General features: G+C 54.5%; 14 protein-coding genes. 11 read left to right on the top strand and 3 right to left on the bottom strand.

From position 1 onward, the window contains the following. Positions 1-124 precede the first annotated feature (124 nt). From ASF69_RS13975 to ASF69_RS13995, 5 genes are all read left to right on the top strand, one after another. Entirely contained in the window at positions 125-1,150 is a 1,026-nt protein-coding gene (locus ASF69_RS13975) for a cytochrome c peroxidase (protein ID WP_062588495.1), read from the top strand. Beyond that, positions 1,107-3,620: a two-component system VirA-like sensor kinase gene (locus tag ASF69_RS13980; protein ID WP_162238083.1), complete on the top strand. Its 2,514-nt coding sequence runs from the start codon at positions 1,107-1,109 to the stop codon at positions 3,618-3,620. Before ASF69_RS13975 ends, ASF69_RS13980 begins: the two co-directional genes overlap by 44 nt. A 659-nt stretch (positions 3,621-4,279) precedes the next feature. Continuing rightward, a complete protein-coding gene (locus ASF69_RS13985) occupies positions 4,280-5,017 on the top strand; it encodes a response regulator (RefSeq protein WP_062588499.1) in 738 nt (245 codons plus the stop codon). 302 nt (positions 5,018-5,319) lie between these two features. Continuing rightward, the gene (locus ASF69_RS13990; protein ID WP_062588501.1) at positions 5,320-6,183 is read left to right on the top strand and encodes an extradiol ring-cleavage dioxygenase; all 864 of its coding nucleotides are present in this window, start codon (positions 5,320-5,322) and stop codon (positions 6,181-6,183) included. Further along, on the top strand, positions 6,176-6,547 hold the full coding sequence (locus ASF69_RS13995; RefSeq protein ID WP_062588503.1) for a hypothetical protein: 372 nt from the start codon (positions 6,176-6,178) through the stop codon (positions 6,545-6,547). Before ASF69_RS13990 ends, ASF69_RS13995 begins: the two co-directional genes overlap by 8 nt. An 18-nt stretch (positions 6,548-6,565) precedes the next feature. On the opposite strand, the gene ASF69_RS14000 is transcribed toward ASF69_RS13995, so the two are convergent. Continuing rightward, entirely contained in the window at positions 6,566-7,648 is a 1,083-nt protein-coding gene (locus tag ASF69_RS14000; RefSeq protein WP_062588505.1) for a GAF domain-containing protein, read from the bottom strand. Positions 7,649-7,858: 210 nt separating this feature from the next. On the opposite strand from ASF69_RS14000, the gene ASF69_RS14005 reads away from it, so the two are divergent. The 6 genes from ASF69_RS14005 (at position 7,859) to ASF69_RS14030 (ending at position 13,701) form a co-directional block, all read left to right on the top strand. Further along, a complete protein-coding gene (locus ASF69_RS14005) occupies positions 7,859-8,071 on the top strand; it encodes a hypothetical protein (RefSeq protein ID WP_062588507.1) in 213 nt (70 codons plus the stop codon). Between the two features lie 419 nt (positions 8,072-8,490). Beyond that, positions 8,491-9,198: an alpha/beta hydrolase gene (locus ASF69_RS14010; protein WP_244475482.1), complete on the top strand. Its 708-nt coding sequence runs from the start codon at positions 8,491-8,493 to the stop codon at positions 9,196-9,198. A gap of 222 nt (positions 9,199-9,420) precedes the next feature. Continuing rightward, on the top strand, positions 9,421-10,998 hold the full coding sequence (locus tag ASF69_RS14015) for a GMC family oxidoreductase N-terminal domain-containing protein (RefSeq protein WP_244475483.1): 1,578 nt from the start codon (positions 9,421-9,423) through the stop codon (positions 10,996-10,998). Between the two features lie 128 nt (positions 10,999-11,126). After that, positions 11,127-12,230 carry an FAD-dependent monooxygenase gene (locus ASF69_RS14020; protein ID WP_062588512.1) on the top strand — a complete coding sequence of 368 codons (1,104 nt, stop codon included), beginning with the start codon at positions 11,127-11,129 and terminating at the stop codon, positions 12,228-12,230. Between the two features lie 114 nt (positions 12,231-12,344). Beyond that, positions 12,345-12,680: a hypothetical protein gene (locus ASF69_RS14025; RefSeq protein ID WP_062588514.1), complete on the top strand. Its 336-nt coding sequence runs from the start codon at positions 12,345-12,347 to the stop codon at positions 12,678-12,680. 106 nt (positions 12,681-12,786) lie between these two features. Further along, the gene (locus ASF69_RS14030) at positions 12,787-13,701 is read left to right on the top strand and encodes a fumarylacetoacetate hydrolase family protein (RefSeq protein WP_062588516.1); all 915 of its coding nucleotides are present in this window, start codon (positions 12,787-12,789) and stop codon (positions 13,699-13,701) included. Between the two features lie 93 nt (positions 13,702-13,794). Here the strand turns inward: ASF69_RS14030 and ASF69_RS14035 are convergent, their stop codons facing one another. Both ASF69_RS14035 and ASF69_RS14040 read right to left on the bottom strand, forming a co-directional pair. Continuing rightward, positions 13,795-14,403: a Urease operon accessory protein gene (locus tag ASF69_RS14035; protein ID WP_244475480.1), complete on the bottom strand. Its 609-nt coding sequence runs from the start codon at positions 14,401-14,403 to the stop codon at positions 13,795-13,797. Positions 14,404-14,405: 2 nt separating this feature from the next. Further along, positions 14,406-14,795: a lysozyme inhibitor LprI family protein gene (locus ASF69_RS14040; protein WP_062588517.1), complete on the bottom strand. Its 390-nt coding sequence runs from the start codon at positions 14,793-14,795 to the stop codon at positions 14,406-14,408. Positions 14,796-15,294 lie beyond the last annotated feature (499 nt).

Raw genomic sequence — 15,294 nt, forward strand, 5'->3', positions numbered from 1 at the left:
ACCAACTTTCGCAGCTAATGATAGATTTGATGTTTGTGGAAATTCTGAAAGCTGATACACAGTTTGCTCACTCCCGATGTTGACGTGCATTTCCTGATGGCTGCCTCCACGCTGGACAATATCCATGTACGCAAAGCGCCACTATTCGAAGTTGATCGTGATAAGCGTGCTGACGAGTTTCCTGGGCGCCATGTTTTCGAGTGCGCAACCCCTGTCGGACGATCTTCTTTACTATTCGGGTGAGGAAAACGCGCTGGCGCCCTTGCCGGCTCCACCTGTTCTGGATCCCGGCAAGGTTTTGATCGGTCGGCGCCTCTTTCATGATCCCGTGCTTTCGAAACAGAAGGCCCTGTCCTGCAGCACCTGCCACAATCTTGAGACAGGCGGTACGGTCCGAATACCGAGAACTGTCGGCTATCAAGGCAAGACTCATGCTTTCAATGCGCCGACAATTTTCAATGTTGGAAACAACTACCGGCTGGGATGGCGCGGGAAGTTCACGTCGCTGCTGGTTCAGAACGAGGCTATCTTGCATGATCCGAACCTCATGGCCGTGGACTGGCCCACCTTGCTGTCGAGGTTGAACGACGACAGCAGCTACGACGCGGTATTCAGGGCCCAGTATGGAAGAGCCGCGGACCGGGAGAGTGTCCTCGACGCGCTGGTGACCTATCAGCAGTCTTTGTTCACGCCGGACTCGGCATTTGATCTGTATATGCGAGGTGACCAGAATGCCCTTTCGCAAGCTCAAAAATCAGGTCTCAGGCTGTTCATGGAGTATGGTTGCGTGTCGTGTCACCAAGGGTCAAACATAGGTGGCAACATGTTCCAGATATTCGGCGTCTTTGGCGAACCCGGGACAACAACGCTGCCGACGCCTGATGATCTGGACGAGCGCCTGAGATTGCATGATCGGGAGGAAAATGTCTTTCGGGTGCCGAGCCTCCGCAACGTAGAGCTAACAGCGCCTTATTTTCATGATGGTCGGACCGAGACCCTGGCCGAAGCGATAGCGATCATGGGAATGAGCCAGTTGGGACGTCAATTAAGTGACGAGGATATCGCTGCTCTCGAAGCATTTCTGAAGAGTTTGACTGGAGTATATGATGGCAAACATCTATCGACGGCTGTCGCTGACGAGCCTCGCTGATTTTTTGCCCATCGGGCTCTTGACCATATCAGCGATTGTTATCGGGTTTGCGCTGGCGGGCAGAGATCCAAGCCGGGCGGTCCATGAAGCCGTCATGACCAATCTGAGAGCAATCGATTTTCATTACGCCTCGCTACAACGAGATGTCTTGAGAGCACGTGCGGGAATGCTCCCATCCTACGATCCGCTCGTTCGTTCTGTCGGCAACCTTCAGCGTACAAGCGGCGAATTGGCTGAACTCTTCAAAACCAAGCCTTTCGATGATGACTTGACGCTACATCAGCTGCTCAAAGACCTCCGGGAGGGCATAGAGAGCGATGATGCGCTCGTAGAAGAATTTAAAACCCGCAATGCTCTTTTGCAGAACTCGATCAATGTCTTTGGGCAGACGATGACGGCTTTGCAAGAATCCGACGATGATGTCGTCAAACGGGTCGTTTCGCGCGTAAGTGACCTCGGTACTCTCATGCTGCGCTTTTCGACCAGACCGGATGAAGAGCTGCACGAATTGATTGGACGTAGGCTGACCGAGATACCTGAGTTTGATACCGCGGCACCAGCCCTCGTAAGCCTTGGCGCTGTGATCGTGCATGCCAAAATGATCCTTGCCGTTCTTCCCCGCGTGGATTCCAAAATTGCAGCAATCCAGGCCTCCACAACGCCTGTGCGGGCGGAAAAACTTCAATCGGAATATGTGAGTATTGCTGCAGACGCAGCGTCTCGGGCATCGACCAGCCGCATCATGCTTGGCGTCGTGGCATCATTTCTTTCCATCTATATCTGTGTGCTCATTTACAGGCTCCGCGCGCAGACAAAGCGCCTCAGGCGTCGTCTCCACTACGAAACGATCATCGCAGATATCAAGGCCCAGCTCGTTGATTGCGAGGCGGGGCAGATACAATCCTTCATGGACGAAGCGCTGAAGCGGATGTCAGGCTTTTTTGGCGCTCGGAGTGTCGGCTTCGCGGTATATGGGCCTAGCCAGAACAGCTTCAAACATGCGTACCAGTTCGAGGATCACACCAGGAACCAGCAAATATTGGAGAGTTTCGCGCAACACACTGAATGGCGGCAGGAAACATCGACACGTCTGTTTCAAGATGATGCGCCGTACGGCAGCCCACTGCCGCTGGGCTGCATGTTAAAATTGCAAGAGTGCAGGCTGGTTGTCGGGACGCAGTCACATGAGCAGGACATTGCGGCTCTGATATTTGTCTTCGACAAGGCCCACCGTCATTTTACATCCGACGAAGCCCACCTGATGACGGCGACGCTGCAAACCTTTATGGAATTTCTAGACGCGTATAATGGTTGCCAGGAGCGCCAGGCGCTCGAGCATCGCTTGCAACATTCTCAGCGTCTGGAGGCAATCGGCACCCTTGCCGGCGGCATAGCCCATGAATTCAACAATGTGTTGAGTGCGATTCTCGGTTATGGAGAGATGACGGTTCAGCTACTGAAAAAGCCATCTGCAGCGCTCAATTATGTTGAGGAGATTTTGAAAAGCGGCACACGTGCCAAATACATCGTTGATCAGATCCTGACGTTTAGCAGAAAGCGGGAGCGTACGGTCAAACCCTTCGATGTTTCAGACGCCATTGCCGATATTCTTCCCCTTCTGCACGTCACGATTTCCAATCATGTGGAACTGGATTGTCATCTTTCCACGACGCCAGCGGTGATCGAGGGCAACCCGGTCGAGATACACCAGCTTGCGATGAACTTGTGCAAGAATGCAAGCCAGGCGTCGGCGAGAGGTCAGAAAGTCACGATAGAGATCCGGACTATCGACGTGCCAAGCATGCGTCCCTTGACCCACGGCGAGATTTCCCGCGGTGCCTATGTATGCCTGTCCGTCAAGGATGAAGCAGCGGGAATTCCCGCTCACGCCCTACCGCATATATTTGAGCCCTTCTTCACAACCAATTCCAGTTCCGGAGGCTCCGGTCTCGGCCTGTCTGCTGTCCATGGTATCGTGTCCGCACTCGGCGGCGCTATCAATGTTGAAAGCAGGCCTGGAAAGGGATCGACGTTTTCCCTGTATTTCCCTGCCTCTACCCTTCCACCATTGCCGATAGACAGTTTTTACAACGAGCGTGCCGTGCCAATCGGAAACGGAGAGCAGGTGATTATCGTCGAAGACGACAACGCTCTACTCGAACTCTACGAGGAGAAGGTCGCAGCACTGGGTTATGAGCCAATAGGCATTTTGGGCATGGCGACTTTGAGACAAAAGCTGGATGCCGGCCTTCGTGCTGATCTGGTGATATTTAATCATAAGGCCATTAAGACGGCGGCCGAGCTTGCATGTGTCGAGAGAAGCATCGGTAACGGAAAATCACTGTTACTCTGCGAGCGAACCTCTGAGCTTCTTCCGGAATTTCAAAGCCTCGGCCCACGCATTTTAAAAACGCCCTTCAGTTCGGCCGTTCTGGCCAGTGCTATCTTTGACAGGCTGAAGCGATCATAATGCAGGGTGCCCCGGGTTCAGGTTCGCTGAGATAGCTGATGCCTTTGTCTGACAGTGCAGCATAGGCGTTCACTGCAAAAGGGGCTCCGTCGAGGACTGCATCACTCAAGGCTTGTTTTCAGCAACAATTTCGTTGTGCGCTTGGTCTTCCTCCGGGTCGGCCCGCGAACGCACGCGCTTTCCAAGTCTTATCGTCAATACGCTATCGAGCATGATGATCGCGCATCAGGCCTGGCACGTCGCGCCCATTGCATCTGCAATCTTTGCCCACACTCTCGAAACCGCTTTGAAACCTCGAAGCGCGAGCACAACGCCAGCAGCATCTGCACATTATTTGCTACGCAGGCGCGAAGAAATCATCTTATTGCGCTTTACAAATTGATGGAAATGATACAAATGATATAAATATAAGTACAGCAGACATATATACGCGATATTTGCGACTTGTTGAATTGGAAGGAAGCGAACGTGAATGACTTGCTAGCGCACCGGCCGGGCGGAGATCGTAGCCGGCCCATCCAACCGAATCCTGGCTTCGAACACACTGCAAACTCCGTGCACCGAAAGCGTGGGGCTGCGGAATCGAGACCGCGAATGCCCATCGGCACACCAAAAGCCCGTCTTGGGCGCAGTTGCCTCAAACGAGTTGGAGCGGGCCTGTGAAACACGTATTGGTGATAGATGACGACTCGGCCATTCGCAGTCTGTTGAGAGACTATCTCTCGCAGCACGCTTTCAGAGTAACCGTTGTCAGTGGAAGCCAGGACCTTCCGCGCATTATGGCAACAGATCCGGTCGACTTGATTATCGTCGATCTCAATCTTGGAAACGAAGACGGTCTGGATATCGTCCGGAAGCTTTCGAGTTCATCCGATTATCCCATCATAATCATAAGCGGTGATCGGCTTGAAGAAGCGGACAAAGTCGTCGGGCTGGAACTCGGGGCCGTCGACTATATTACGAAGCCCTTTGGTACGCGGGAACTTCTGGCACGCGTTCGTTCATCCCTGCGGGAACGACCGGTCATCGAGACCAAAAAAGACAAGAAAATATATACGTTTAATGAGTGGGAGCTGAATATCAAGCTTCGTCGGTTGACATGCAGAGGCGAACAGGAGGTCAAGTTGACGGCAGGGGAATTTAACCTTCTGACCGCTTTTCTAAGATCACCTCGCCAGGTGCTGTCCAGAGAGCAACTGCTCTCGGCAAGTCGGGTCTATAATGAAGAGGTTTTCGATCGCAGTATAGACGTGCTGATCCTGCGGTTGCGCCGAAAGTTGGAAAAAGACCCTTCGCAGCCCGCCCTGATAAAAACCGAAAGAGGCGCGGGTTATCTGTTTGATGCAGAAGTCGCAGTCACGCACAGGGGAAACGGCAAAATGATCGGAAACGCCTAGAGGTATCACCCAGCGCTAGGGACGATTGCGACAACGGTATTTTATCCCGGGTAAGACCATTGGCACTGACAGGTGTGCTTGGTTGAATATTACAGAAGCAACGAAAAATCTTGGTTTGAAACGGCGGTGCAACGCTGGAGCACTAGTTGAGCCTCGTCAGGTCAGGGCGTCGCGGTGGTGCCGCAGCTCAGCATGCATGGAAGTACGGCAGTTGGAAACGCAGCGCCCTCGACCTGAAGACGTTTTGCCTTCGTTTCGGTGAACGTCGTTCCTAGACGCCAACTTACTGAGGGAGCCGACCTGTGGCCCAGCTCGTTGCTACATTAGCATCCACACATCACCCATTTTATTACAAGGCGACCACGGCATCACCTGAAGATCAGATGCCGCAAGCGGCGGAATGGAAGCGCAGGATTGAAGCATATCGCGCGACCTTGGCGCGCGCCGAACCAGACATTCTGGTGATGATAGGGTCGGATCATTTTCATCAGATTTTCCTGGATAATTGCCCGCAGTTTCTGATCGGCAAAGCCCCTCAATATGATGCAACATTTTATAATGAGGAGCGGGAATTCGGGTTGCCAAGATACCTGTTGCAGGGTGACGAGGCTATGTCCCGCTTCATGCATCAGTCATTGATGGATCAGGATTTTGATCTGGCGTTTTCAAACGAGTTGAAGGTCGATCATTCGATTGTTTGCCCCATCATAACCCTGCGACCGCAAAATGATCTCCCGATCGTTCCTGTCTACACCAATATCTTTGCCCCGCCTCTCGCTTCGCCCCGTCGATTTTATGATCTTGGGCGGGCTATCAGGCAGGCGATCAAAGACTATCCATCGTCGCAAAGGGTAGCGGCGATTGGAACTGGGCATCTCTCGCTGGAGCTGGGTGGACCGCGGCAATTCATGGAAACTGGCCCCGATCCTGTGTTTGATCGGCAGGCCATCGAGTGGCTAAGGGCAGGCGATGTCGATGCCATTCTCGAACACGTCACACACGAAAGCATGGAAAAAAGCGGAAACGCTACTCACGGCTTCCTCAACTTCCTGCTGATGCTCGGAGTGGCTGGCGCTCAGCACGCCGACTATGTCGACAATCTCGATCTTTTTCACACGATGGAAGCCTATTTCACGTGGTATCCGCAGGAGGGAAAACATGAGTAAATACTACGTCAACAAGTTCCTCTACACGGTTGACCGCGATCCCGACCTCCTCAGACGCTATATCGAGGAGCCGTCCAACCTGGTTGCAAGCTGGGAGCAATCGATAGGCCCGGTGCTATGTGGGAATGCGACCGAGCTATCCACAGTCCATGCGCTGACCGAAGACGAGCGGGATGCGCTTGCCGGGCACGACTTTGTTACGCTGTTCGAAATGGGAGCGCATTTCTTCCTGAATCTGACGATCTTTATCGGGGTCTATGACGAACCCTACATGGCGCGGTCAGGCCCGCTTTCCTTTCAACGGGAGTTCGCCAGCAAACTGGCTCACTGGAAGGGTAGGGAGTATCCGTCTGTCGCGACATGACCCGAGCGACTGACGCCTCTAAATCCCCGATGTAAGCTTATTGCGCTCTTCGCGTTGCTGCATGCGAACACGGATGAGATTCGACGTCGCTTCTGCGATCGTCGATAGCGCCTCTAGTTCGCTGCTATCAAGCTTTCGGGGAACGACATCGATGACGCATATTGAGCCGAGCGCGAAATCCTGAGGATCACGGACCGGCGCGCCGGCGTAAAAACGAAATCCGAATGGCTCCGCGAGAGCAGGGTTCTGGACGAAGTTCTCGACCTTGGACAGATCTTCGATCACCGTAAACTGGTTCGCCAAAAGTGTCTGATTGCAGAAAGACCAGTCGCGCGGCGTTGTCTCTCCGTCAAACCCGATGCGTGATTTGAACCATTGTGTATCGCGCGTGATAAGCGTGAACATTGCGACGGGCGTACGGGCGGCGTGAGCTGCGAGGCGGACGAGACGATCAAAACTTGGGTCCGGCGCCGAGCCAAGAAGATCGGATTGTTGGACGGCCTCCAGGCGCGCGCTTTCATTCCAGGGCGGCAGGAAGCCTGCAGATCTCGGCGTGGCAGGTATCGTCGATCGCAAATAGTCCATAATCGCTGAACTCAGTTCCGCGACATTGCCCGACATTCTCAACTGTACGCGGTGATGCGCCCGAGCCACCGGGCGCTCAGGACCTTTGTCGACAAGGCTAAAAAGCCCGGTCTGTCTGAACCTAAAATTGCTCCCCACCGATGCAATGAATTTTCTGCGATCATCATTGTCGGCATTCTCAACAATGATAAGCATGGGAGGGGTCACTTCGACCAGCCTTAACGCGGCGTCGACATCCTCAACCACATCCAGAAGAAGACCTGAGCCAGGGAGACCTACAAGTCGCCAATCCTCTGCACGACCTTTCGCTGCGACAACGACCGCTCTAGCCGCCATCGAGACCTGCTCCGTATTGCTTTCTTCTACAAGATCCAGAACAGCCTGACGGGGTATTCTTCGGTGCCCACCCGGCGTTTTCCACGAGGGCAACTGGCCGCTTTCCACCCATAGCTGCGCCGTTCGCACCGATACGCCCAGTATTTCTGCTGCACTCGCAGTCGTCAGAATATCTTTCATCTCAATACCCACCCATGTGACAACATATATGGGAAAAAATGAAAGATATGCAAGAAGTGTTAGAATCGGCAGGCTGTCAGAACAGTGACTCTCGGTGTCGTTCTGCCCATATTACATTTGCCACCGCTCTGTTCGGATTAAATGCGATGCCGAAACACGAGCCGTCCATGCTGTGACCAAGCCCAGATTGGTAAAGCTGAAAGGACGGTCATGGCGCATCATGTTTCACCAAAAGAGAATGTCCCGCGCAAGCGCTTGCGCTCTTTTTTTCTATCCGCCTGCTCGCGAACAAGCAATGTGTTCAAGAAACTCGTCGAAGGTGGATCAGCGGCGTACTATCTTTCCCCGTATTATCCTCTTCCTGACGATGAACCGCTGACGGCTTTTGAAGACAAAAAGGATCATCCCAACCCATCTGAGTGATGGGCCTAAGGTGCTCCGACCAGATGCATGGGCCATGCTTCGCAATCGGTTGCGGTAATCGAAGTGCCTTCGCGCTCAGTCCCTCGATTTCCGCTTACAAGTCGGGGGCCATCACGCCAGTCGAACGAAAAGGTTCATTGGTATCATACCAACGGATGAGCCATCGATACGCACGTTCAATGGGCGCTACCGGTCCGTCCTGTCATCTTACTCGTGCTGAACAACGGCTCTGTTGCCTCCTGGAGCCCACGGCACATGCCTCCCGATGCCGGACAACGGTCCTTCCGTTGTCCGGAGAGGAGACGATCCAAAAACCGTAGAGACCTCAAACGAATAGGAACAAAGTCATGGATTTCGCTCACCTTACTCTCTCTCTCGCTGGTTCGGCTGCGCTGGCTCTTGCAGCGCTCACGCCCGTGATGGCCCAGGCCCAGCCAGTCAAAAATGTTGTTCTTGTGCATGGCGCTTTTGCCGATGGTGCCGGCTGGCGCGGCGTCTACGACGAACTGACGAAACGCGGCTACAACGTGACGATCGTGCAGAATCCGCTGACGTCTCTCGATGACGATGTTGCCGCTACCAATCGCGCACTCGACCGGACAAGCGGCCCAACCATACTCGTCGGCCACTCCTGGGGCGGCACGGTTATTACGGAAGCGGGCGTCCATCCCAAGGTCGCAGGGCTTGTCTATGTCTCAGCGCTCTCACCGGATGCTGGAGAGACCACGGCTCAACAATATGAGGGCTTTGCGCCCGCCTCCGAATTCGTCCTGGATATTGGTAAGGATGGCTACGGGTTCGTTGAAGCCAGCAAGTTCAAGGTCGGATTTGCCAATGATGTCAGCGATGCCGATGCTGCATTCATGCGCGACTCCCAGGTACCCATCAACATGTCTTCCTTCGCAACGAAACTCAAGAACGCTGCTTGGCGCACAAAGCCGAGCTGGGCCGTGATCGCCACCGAAGACAAGGCTTTCGATCAGGCGATGCTTCTCCATATGGCCGACCGGATCGGTGCCAAGGTCACCAAGGTTTCGGCAAGCCACGCGCTTTTCAAAACCCAGGCAAAAGTGGTTGCCGACACAATTCATGCGGCCGCCGAGAGCATTGACAAGCCTGCAAACTGAACATGCTAAACCTGGCAGGCGGCGTGCTGTCGCCTGCCAGACCGGCGTAATGTCCGGCGATACCTCCCATTACAAATGACATCGGAAGCCCGCGGCATGAAATCTGCGCCTGACAGGCCGCCGCTATGTCCGCCCCACTCCTTGCTTTCCAAGCGATGCGGAGTACCCCAACCTGCAAGGTGAAACATGGAACATTCTAGCAAGAACAACCACGACTCCGAAATCTGGATAAACCCGGCTGATAAGCGGGGTAATTTTCGAACGCATTTTGACTTCATTATATGCGGCGGCGGCTCGAGTGGTTCTGTGGTCGCTGCTCGCCTCGCGCAGGACAGCAACGTGCAGGTTCTGCTGCTTGAGGCGGGTGGAGATGACACGGCCCCTTCGATCTCCAATCCGGCGCAGTGGCCGCTTAATCTGGGCTCGGCACATGATTGGGCTTTCCAAGGAGAACCATCGCCTTATCTCAATGGCCGCCGGATGCCGCTCAACATGGGCAAAGTCCTTGGTGGAGGATCAAGCATCAACGTGATGGTCTGGGCCCGAGGTCACAAGAGCGACTGGGACCATTTTGCTGAAGAATCCGGCGATTCTGGCTGGGGATATGAGTCCGTTCTGGATTATTATCGGCGAATTGAGAACTGGCAGGGTGATGCCGATCCTCTTCGTCGCGGCGTGGGCGGGCCCGTCTATGTTGCTCAATCGGATACGCCGCAGCCCCTGGCAAACGCGACGGTGGAAGCGGCCAATGAGATGGGTATCCGGAAATTCGAAAGTCCCAATGGAAAAATGATGGAGACGGATGGCGGTGCGGCCATTGCCGATCTTCTGATCCGTGACAATAAACGGCAATCGATATTCAGATCCTACACCTATCCGAGTATGCACCATATGAACCTTACGGTCCTGACCGGCGCACATGTCACCCGGGTTATCTTCTCCGGCAAGAAGGCCGTCGGCGTCGAAGCTGTGATTGACGGCAAGGTGTTGCGTCTGGGCGCCGATCGTGAAGTCATCCTGTCTTTGGGAGCTGTTCATACGCCAAAAGTTCTGATGCAATCGGGCATTGGACCGGCAAAAGAGCTCCAGCACCATGGAATTTCGGTTGTTCAGGATCTGCCGGGTGTAGGCGAAAACCATCAGGATCACATCGCCTTCGGTTGTACCTGGGAATATGTGAAGCCCCAACAGGTCGGCGGTGGCGGTTGTGAAGCGGTGCTTTATGCCAAGAGTGATGCCAATCTGGCCGCGCCTGACATGGTACAATGCCAACTGGAGTTTGCCGTACCGCCGCCGCCGGAAGTCGGCATGGAGGCGCCCGAGCACGGCTGGACGATGTTTGCAGGGCTTGCACAGCCCAAAAGTCGTGGACGTGTAAGGTTGTCGGGCCCGCGCCCGCAGGACCCGGTCGTCATTGCGCCCAACTCATTGAGTGAGCCCGAGGACCTGGAGACAGCATTTCGAACAATCGAATTGTGTAGAGAGCTTGGGAATAGCGATCTTTTACGGCCACTGGTCAAGCGGGAGGTTCTTCCGCTTGAGAGGACCCGCAGCAGTATGGAGGACTTCATTCGCAACTCCGCGGTCACCTACTGGCATCAGTCCTGCACGGCCAAAATGGGTCGCGACAAGATGTCTGTCGTAGACGCTCGACTGCGGGTCTACGGGGTCGAAAACCTGCGGATCGCAGATGCATCGATCATGCCCAAAATACCAGTCGGAAATCTGATGGCTCCTTGCGTCGTCATTGGGGAGCGCGCCGCAGATATGCTCAAGGCAGACCATGGCATTCAGAGCTGAACCATAAGTCTGCCTTCAGGAAGGTGGCGATCGATTGCCAGGCCTCTCTCTGGGAGGCACTTGCGTCGGAGCTCACTCGCATCGCAGCAAGCTCACCGAGGTCGCGCATATTACCGGGAATATTTCCTATGAAAATCATCGTTGCCGGTGCCGGCATTGCTGGCCTTTCTGTCGCCAAAGCGCTGGAGCTGAAAGGGCACCAATGCCATATCGTTGAGCAATCGGAGGCGTCCAGTTCCGGCGGCATGGGTATATTCCTGTTGGGAAACGCGACAAGGGCATTGCGCCAGCTTGGCGTTCTCGAAGCGATCGAGCCCAACGCATACCCGATCAAAAAACAATTGATCTTCGCGAGCAACGGCCAGCTGATCCATGAAACAGAGTCCCAGGAGTTCTGGTCGGAGTGCGGTCCCTGTCTTGCTATGCCAAGATCGCTTCTTATCCAGTCGTTGCTGTCTTCGTTAGATAACACCGATATTTCCTACGGAAAGGCAGTCGTGGATGTAGAAAATACGATGTCGGGCGTCCGCGCCTTGTATTCCGACGGCTCCTCCCAGTCATGTGATCTGGTTATTGCCGCAGACGGGATCCATTCACGTCTACGCAACGCCGCGTTCAACATTCAGCCTCGCCCTCTCGGCATCACCTGTTGGAGAACGGTTGTGGACAATACAGCCGGTATTGACACATGGACTGCCATGCTCGGCCGTGGACGTACGCTACTCGCCATTCCTCTCAGCGAGACAAAGGTTTATTTATATGCGGATTGTCGCACAGCCGATGTCCGAGACAATACCGTCCTCGGTCTTCGGGACCTATTTGCAGAGTTTCAATCTCCGCTGGGGGAACTTGTTGGCCAGTTGAATAGTCCGACCGAAATTCACTTTGGGGAGCTACGGGAGGTTCCCGAACACAATCGCAACAAACATGGTCTTGTTCTTATGGGGGACGCTGCGCACGCCTGTTCTCCCAGCATGGCGCAAGGTGCGGGCATGGCACTGGAAGACGCGCTGGTGCTGGCTGACCTGGTTTCAAGATACGCGTCCACTGCGGTGATAAACAGGGCGTTCGTGGCACAGCGTCGTGACCGTGTGGCATGGGTCCGAAAACAGTCTCGTGTTCGTGACAAGGTTCGCAACCTGCCGCCCACTGTCAGGAACCTCATGCTGAGAAACTTGGGCGACAGGCTTTACACGCGGTCTTATGCGACGCTGAGAAAGCCCCTCATCTAGGCGGAAGCCTTCGACAGGGGCAATTGTTTCGTGTTTAAGAAACGGATGACAAATCGTAATCGCCGTGAAATCTGACGCTGAGATTCTGGTGTCTCATCAAGAGGAGATCTCGGTATGAAACACCCTGAGGAGCATACCGACGGCGGGCAGCCAACTCGCCTTGAGATCTCGGTGGAACGCCTGAGCAGCAAACGTACCCAGCGTCCAATGAAGGACACGACACGGAGCGGATGTTTGCTCCAAGCAAGCTCACGTTTGGCTTGGGTCGCTGCGGTCGAGCCGCCGCCGGAGTGCAGTTCAGCCACGTCCAGCCAGCAAGAAAATGATCAGTATGCAAGCCCTGGGGACAAAGGTCTGGACGAGACCGAAAAGCTGTTGCGAAGGGGCGTTATGGCGATCTCGCTCCTGAGTTTGGTTGCAACAGTGCATTTCCTGCTTTGCTCTCATTAAGCGCCTGGCCGATTAGGCTGTTTTGGAGCACTGCCGACCACACCGCACCGCACGGCAAGCTCGCCATCGGATTTCGCATTGAGTTTTATGTAAGAAGGATTGCAGCATGAAATTGGGTTTAAGTCAGGCCCGCACCGTAGGTTTTGACGAGGAGCAAAACACCTGGCGGCATTTGAACCACCCACTCTTCAGTGATGTCGTCTCTCTGCTGTCAATCGGTTCTGGCGAACTTCGCCAGTTCTTCGGTGAACAAAGTTCAACACCCGATGGCCTCCCGTTTGTGCCGGGCACCTTGCGGTCGTTTGCTCTGTGGGAAGAGCATATGATCAAGGCGGCCAAAGGCATGGTTTCGAAGTTTGGTTCCGGGTCACTTCAGGCCCTTGCCGCCGGTTATGAAAGGATGACGGGAAACGTGTTGGCGCCGATGCGTCCGCGCGCCAACTACTATCGCTACCCCCAGTATTATATGGGCAATGGGCGCTCTCTGATTGCTGATCAGGACGAACTGGAATGGCCACTATTTTCTACAGTCCTCGATTTCGAACTGGAAATCGGCCTGATAATTTCGAAACAAGTCCGCGATTGTTCCCCAGAAGAGGCTCAGTCCGCGATCGGCGGTCTGTGCATCATCAATGACTGGAGTGCGCGCGACACCCAGTGGGACGATACTAGACGAGGGACTTTTGGCGGCGTGGTCAAAGCCAAAACATTTGCGGGTAGTATGAGCGCGATTGTCGTGACGAGCGACGACGTGTTGTCACAGTTCAGCAAGCTCCAGGGCAAAGTCCGTGTCAACGGCGAGATCTGGTGCGAGGGGCAGACCGCCGGTGCCATGTATGAGCCTTGGGAAATGGTGCGCTATGCGGCCATGGGTGAGACCTTGTATCCCGGCGATATTCTGGCCACAGGGTGCTTGCCGGGCTGCTCCGGGCTTGAACTGGGCCGCTTTCCGAAAAAGGGGGATCTGGTCCAGCTTGAAATTGAGGGGATAGGCTCGCTTGCTAACAGAATAAAGCCTTAGCCGATCAAATGAAACGCCATCAACCTGCACGCTTTAACCGACGCGTTGATGGCATTTCTGAACTTTTAGCGGATCGGTTTTTGATCACCCTGATCAAGCATCGTAACGGGTCAACGACCCTGCGGCGACATATTGATCGACAATCTGCCTCTCTGCTGAAAACGGGTGTCCGGCCCATCCGGTATGATTAAATCCGGTTAGCGCAATATCCGCAGACGGGAATCTTCTGAGCGTCTCGACTATAGCTATCAACCCCGTACTCGGGACGACATAGGAAGGAGGCGCTAAGGCTGAGATCGCTTCGTCTGCAAATGCGTGAATTGCTCTGTCGATGACGACATGTTGCTTGCCGGACATCTTGCAAAACCTGTCGAAGGCGTCTGTGTAGTCGTCGCAGAAATCATCGAGATCGGGGTGCGTCTGTGCCAGCGGCTCCCGCATTTCACGAAAAAGCGCCGGATCGCGTGCGCTCCATATCTCAACGGTATCTCTGACTGCAGGCAGATTGCGCCATTCATCAGCTTCTGCCATCCGCTTGCCAGGTCTGCCTGTATTGCAAACGGCAACGACGTCGGTGCGACAGGAACTGGCCGCGTAGGAGCGGCACTCGTTGAACCGAATGACGAAGTCGGCCTTGGCGGCGGCCACGCGGCCATTCTCGCCAATTTCACCATTGCCAACAATCATGATGTCGTGCCGCATATTCAGTTGTCCTCTGGAGAGGCTGCAAAGGCTTTGAGCTCTTCGACACGATTATCAGTTACATCCGCCAGACAGCCGGCCACGACGACCGGTTGGAGTGTTCCGCCGCCTGACTGGAGGCCAACGGCTTTGCAATGCAAATCACGGAAGCTGATCCATGCTCGTTGTGCATCAAGGAGTGCTTTCTCGACGTCTGGCTCATTGGCAATCTTCGCCAGTGCGAGACTCCATTGGGCGTTCAAAGCCCGGTCTGCGTCCTGATAGCGGGCCTGCTCGCATTGCCGCAATTCTGCTTGCGTTTCCGCTTTGTCGCAGTCGGTGCTCTGTGCTGTTACGCCATTTGAAATCAGGCATAGGGCTGCTAGCCCCGGCAGGAGTTTCTTTGTCGGCATTTCCGCCCTCCAAATCTCAGATACTACTTCGAATTTTTCATCCGGACAAAGCCGGGGTAGCGCGGCGGACACGAGTGTCTTCTGTCAAATCTGCGTCAGCCATCGCCACGGCATCTTTTTGAAACGGTAGGTTCATTTCATTGTTTCACCGACAGGCGATCGTCTTTCATTTGTATTGGGAGAGTTGCAGCGCTGCTTTTCGCGAGCAAGCAGGAGACATCAAGCACGAACCAGTGCTTATGATCGGCGCTATGCACCGCAGCGACAGAAACAATCGCTTCGCTTCAAATGTAACACCACCGTCTTGATCCGAAATCATTCTGCAAGGTCCAAGCGTCAATCCCGTGTGGATTGTTCCTATCCCATGCTTGCCTCCGTGTGAGCCCATACAGGCGAGGTGCCGCGCGCTTGACGTTCTGACAATTGCCGAGAGGCGCGCTGCCGGGCGACACCAGCATGCAAAGCTGCGTTCGCTTGTTGCTGCCCACATTTTAATTTG

This window comes from Rhizobium sp. Leaf311 (assembly GCF_001423445.1).
Lineage (GTDB): Bacteria > Pseudomonadota > Alphaproteobacteria > Rhizobiales > Rhizobiaceae > Agrobacterium.

Excerpts from the sequence above, each read along its gene's own strand:
- ASF69_RS14040 (WP_062588517.1), bottom strand. The coding sequence starts at position 14,795 with ATGCCGACAAAGAAACTCCTGCCGGGGCTAGCAGCCCTATGCCTGATT.
- ASF69_RS14010 (WP_244475482.1), top strand. The coding sequence starts at position 8,491 with ATGGCCCAGGCCCAGCCAGTCAAAAATGTTGTTCTTGTGCATGGCGCT.
- ASF69_RS13975 (WP_062588495.1), top strand. The coding sequence starts at position 125 with ATGTACGCAAAGCGCCACTATTCGAAGTTGATCGTGATAAGCGTGCTG.
- ASF69_RS14005 (WP_062588507.1), top strand. The coding sequence starts at position 7,859 with ATGGCGCATCATGTTTCACCAAAAGAGAATGTCCCGCGCAAGCGCTTG.
- ASF69_RS14020 (WP_062588512.1), top strand. The coding sequence starts at position 11,127 with ATGAAAATCATCGTTGCCGGTGCCGGCATTGCTGGCCTTTCTGTCGCC.
- ASF69_RS14000 (WP_062588505.1), bottom strand. The coding sequence starts at position 7,648 with ATGAAAGATATTCTGACGACTGCGAGTGCAGCAGAAATACTGGGCGTA.
- ASF69_RS13995 (WP_062588503.1), top strand. The coding sequence starts at position 6,176 with ATGAGTAAATACTACGTCAACAAGTTCCTCTACACGGTTGACCGCGAT.
- ASF69_RS14035 (WP_244475480.1), bottom strand. The coding sequence starts at position 14,403 with ATGCGGCACGACATCATGATTGTTGGCAATGGTGAAATTGGCGAGAAT.
- ASF69_RS14025 (WP_062588514.1), top strand. The coding sequence starts at position 12,345 with ATGAAACACCCTGAGGAGCATACCGACGGCGGGCAGCCAACTCGCCTT.
- ASF69_RS14030 (WP_062588516.1), top strand. The coding sequence starts at position 12,787 with ATGAAATTGGGTTTAAGTCAGGCCCGCACCGTAGGTTTTGACGAGGAG.
- ASF69_RS13980 (WP_162238083.1), top strand. The coding sequence starts at position 1,107 with ATGGCAAACATCTATCGACGGCTGTCGCTGACGAGCCTCGCTGATTTT.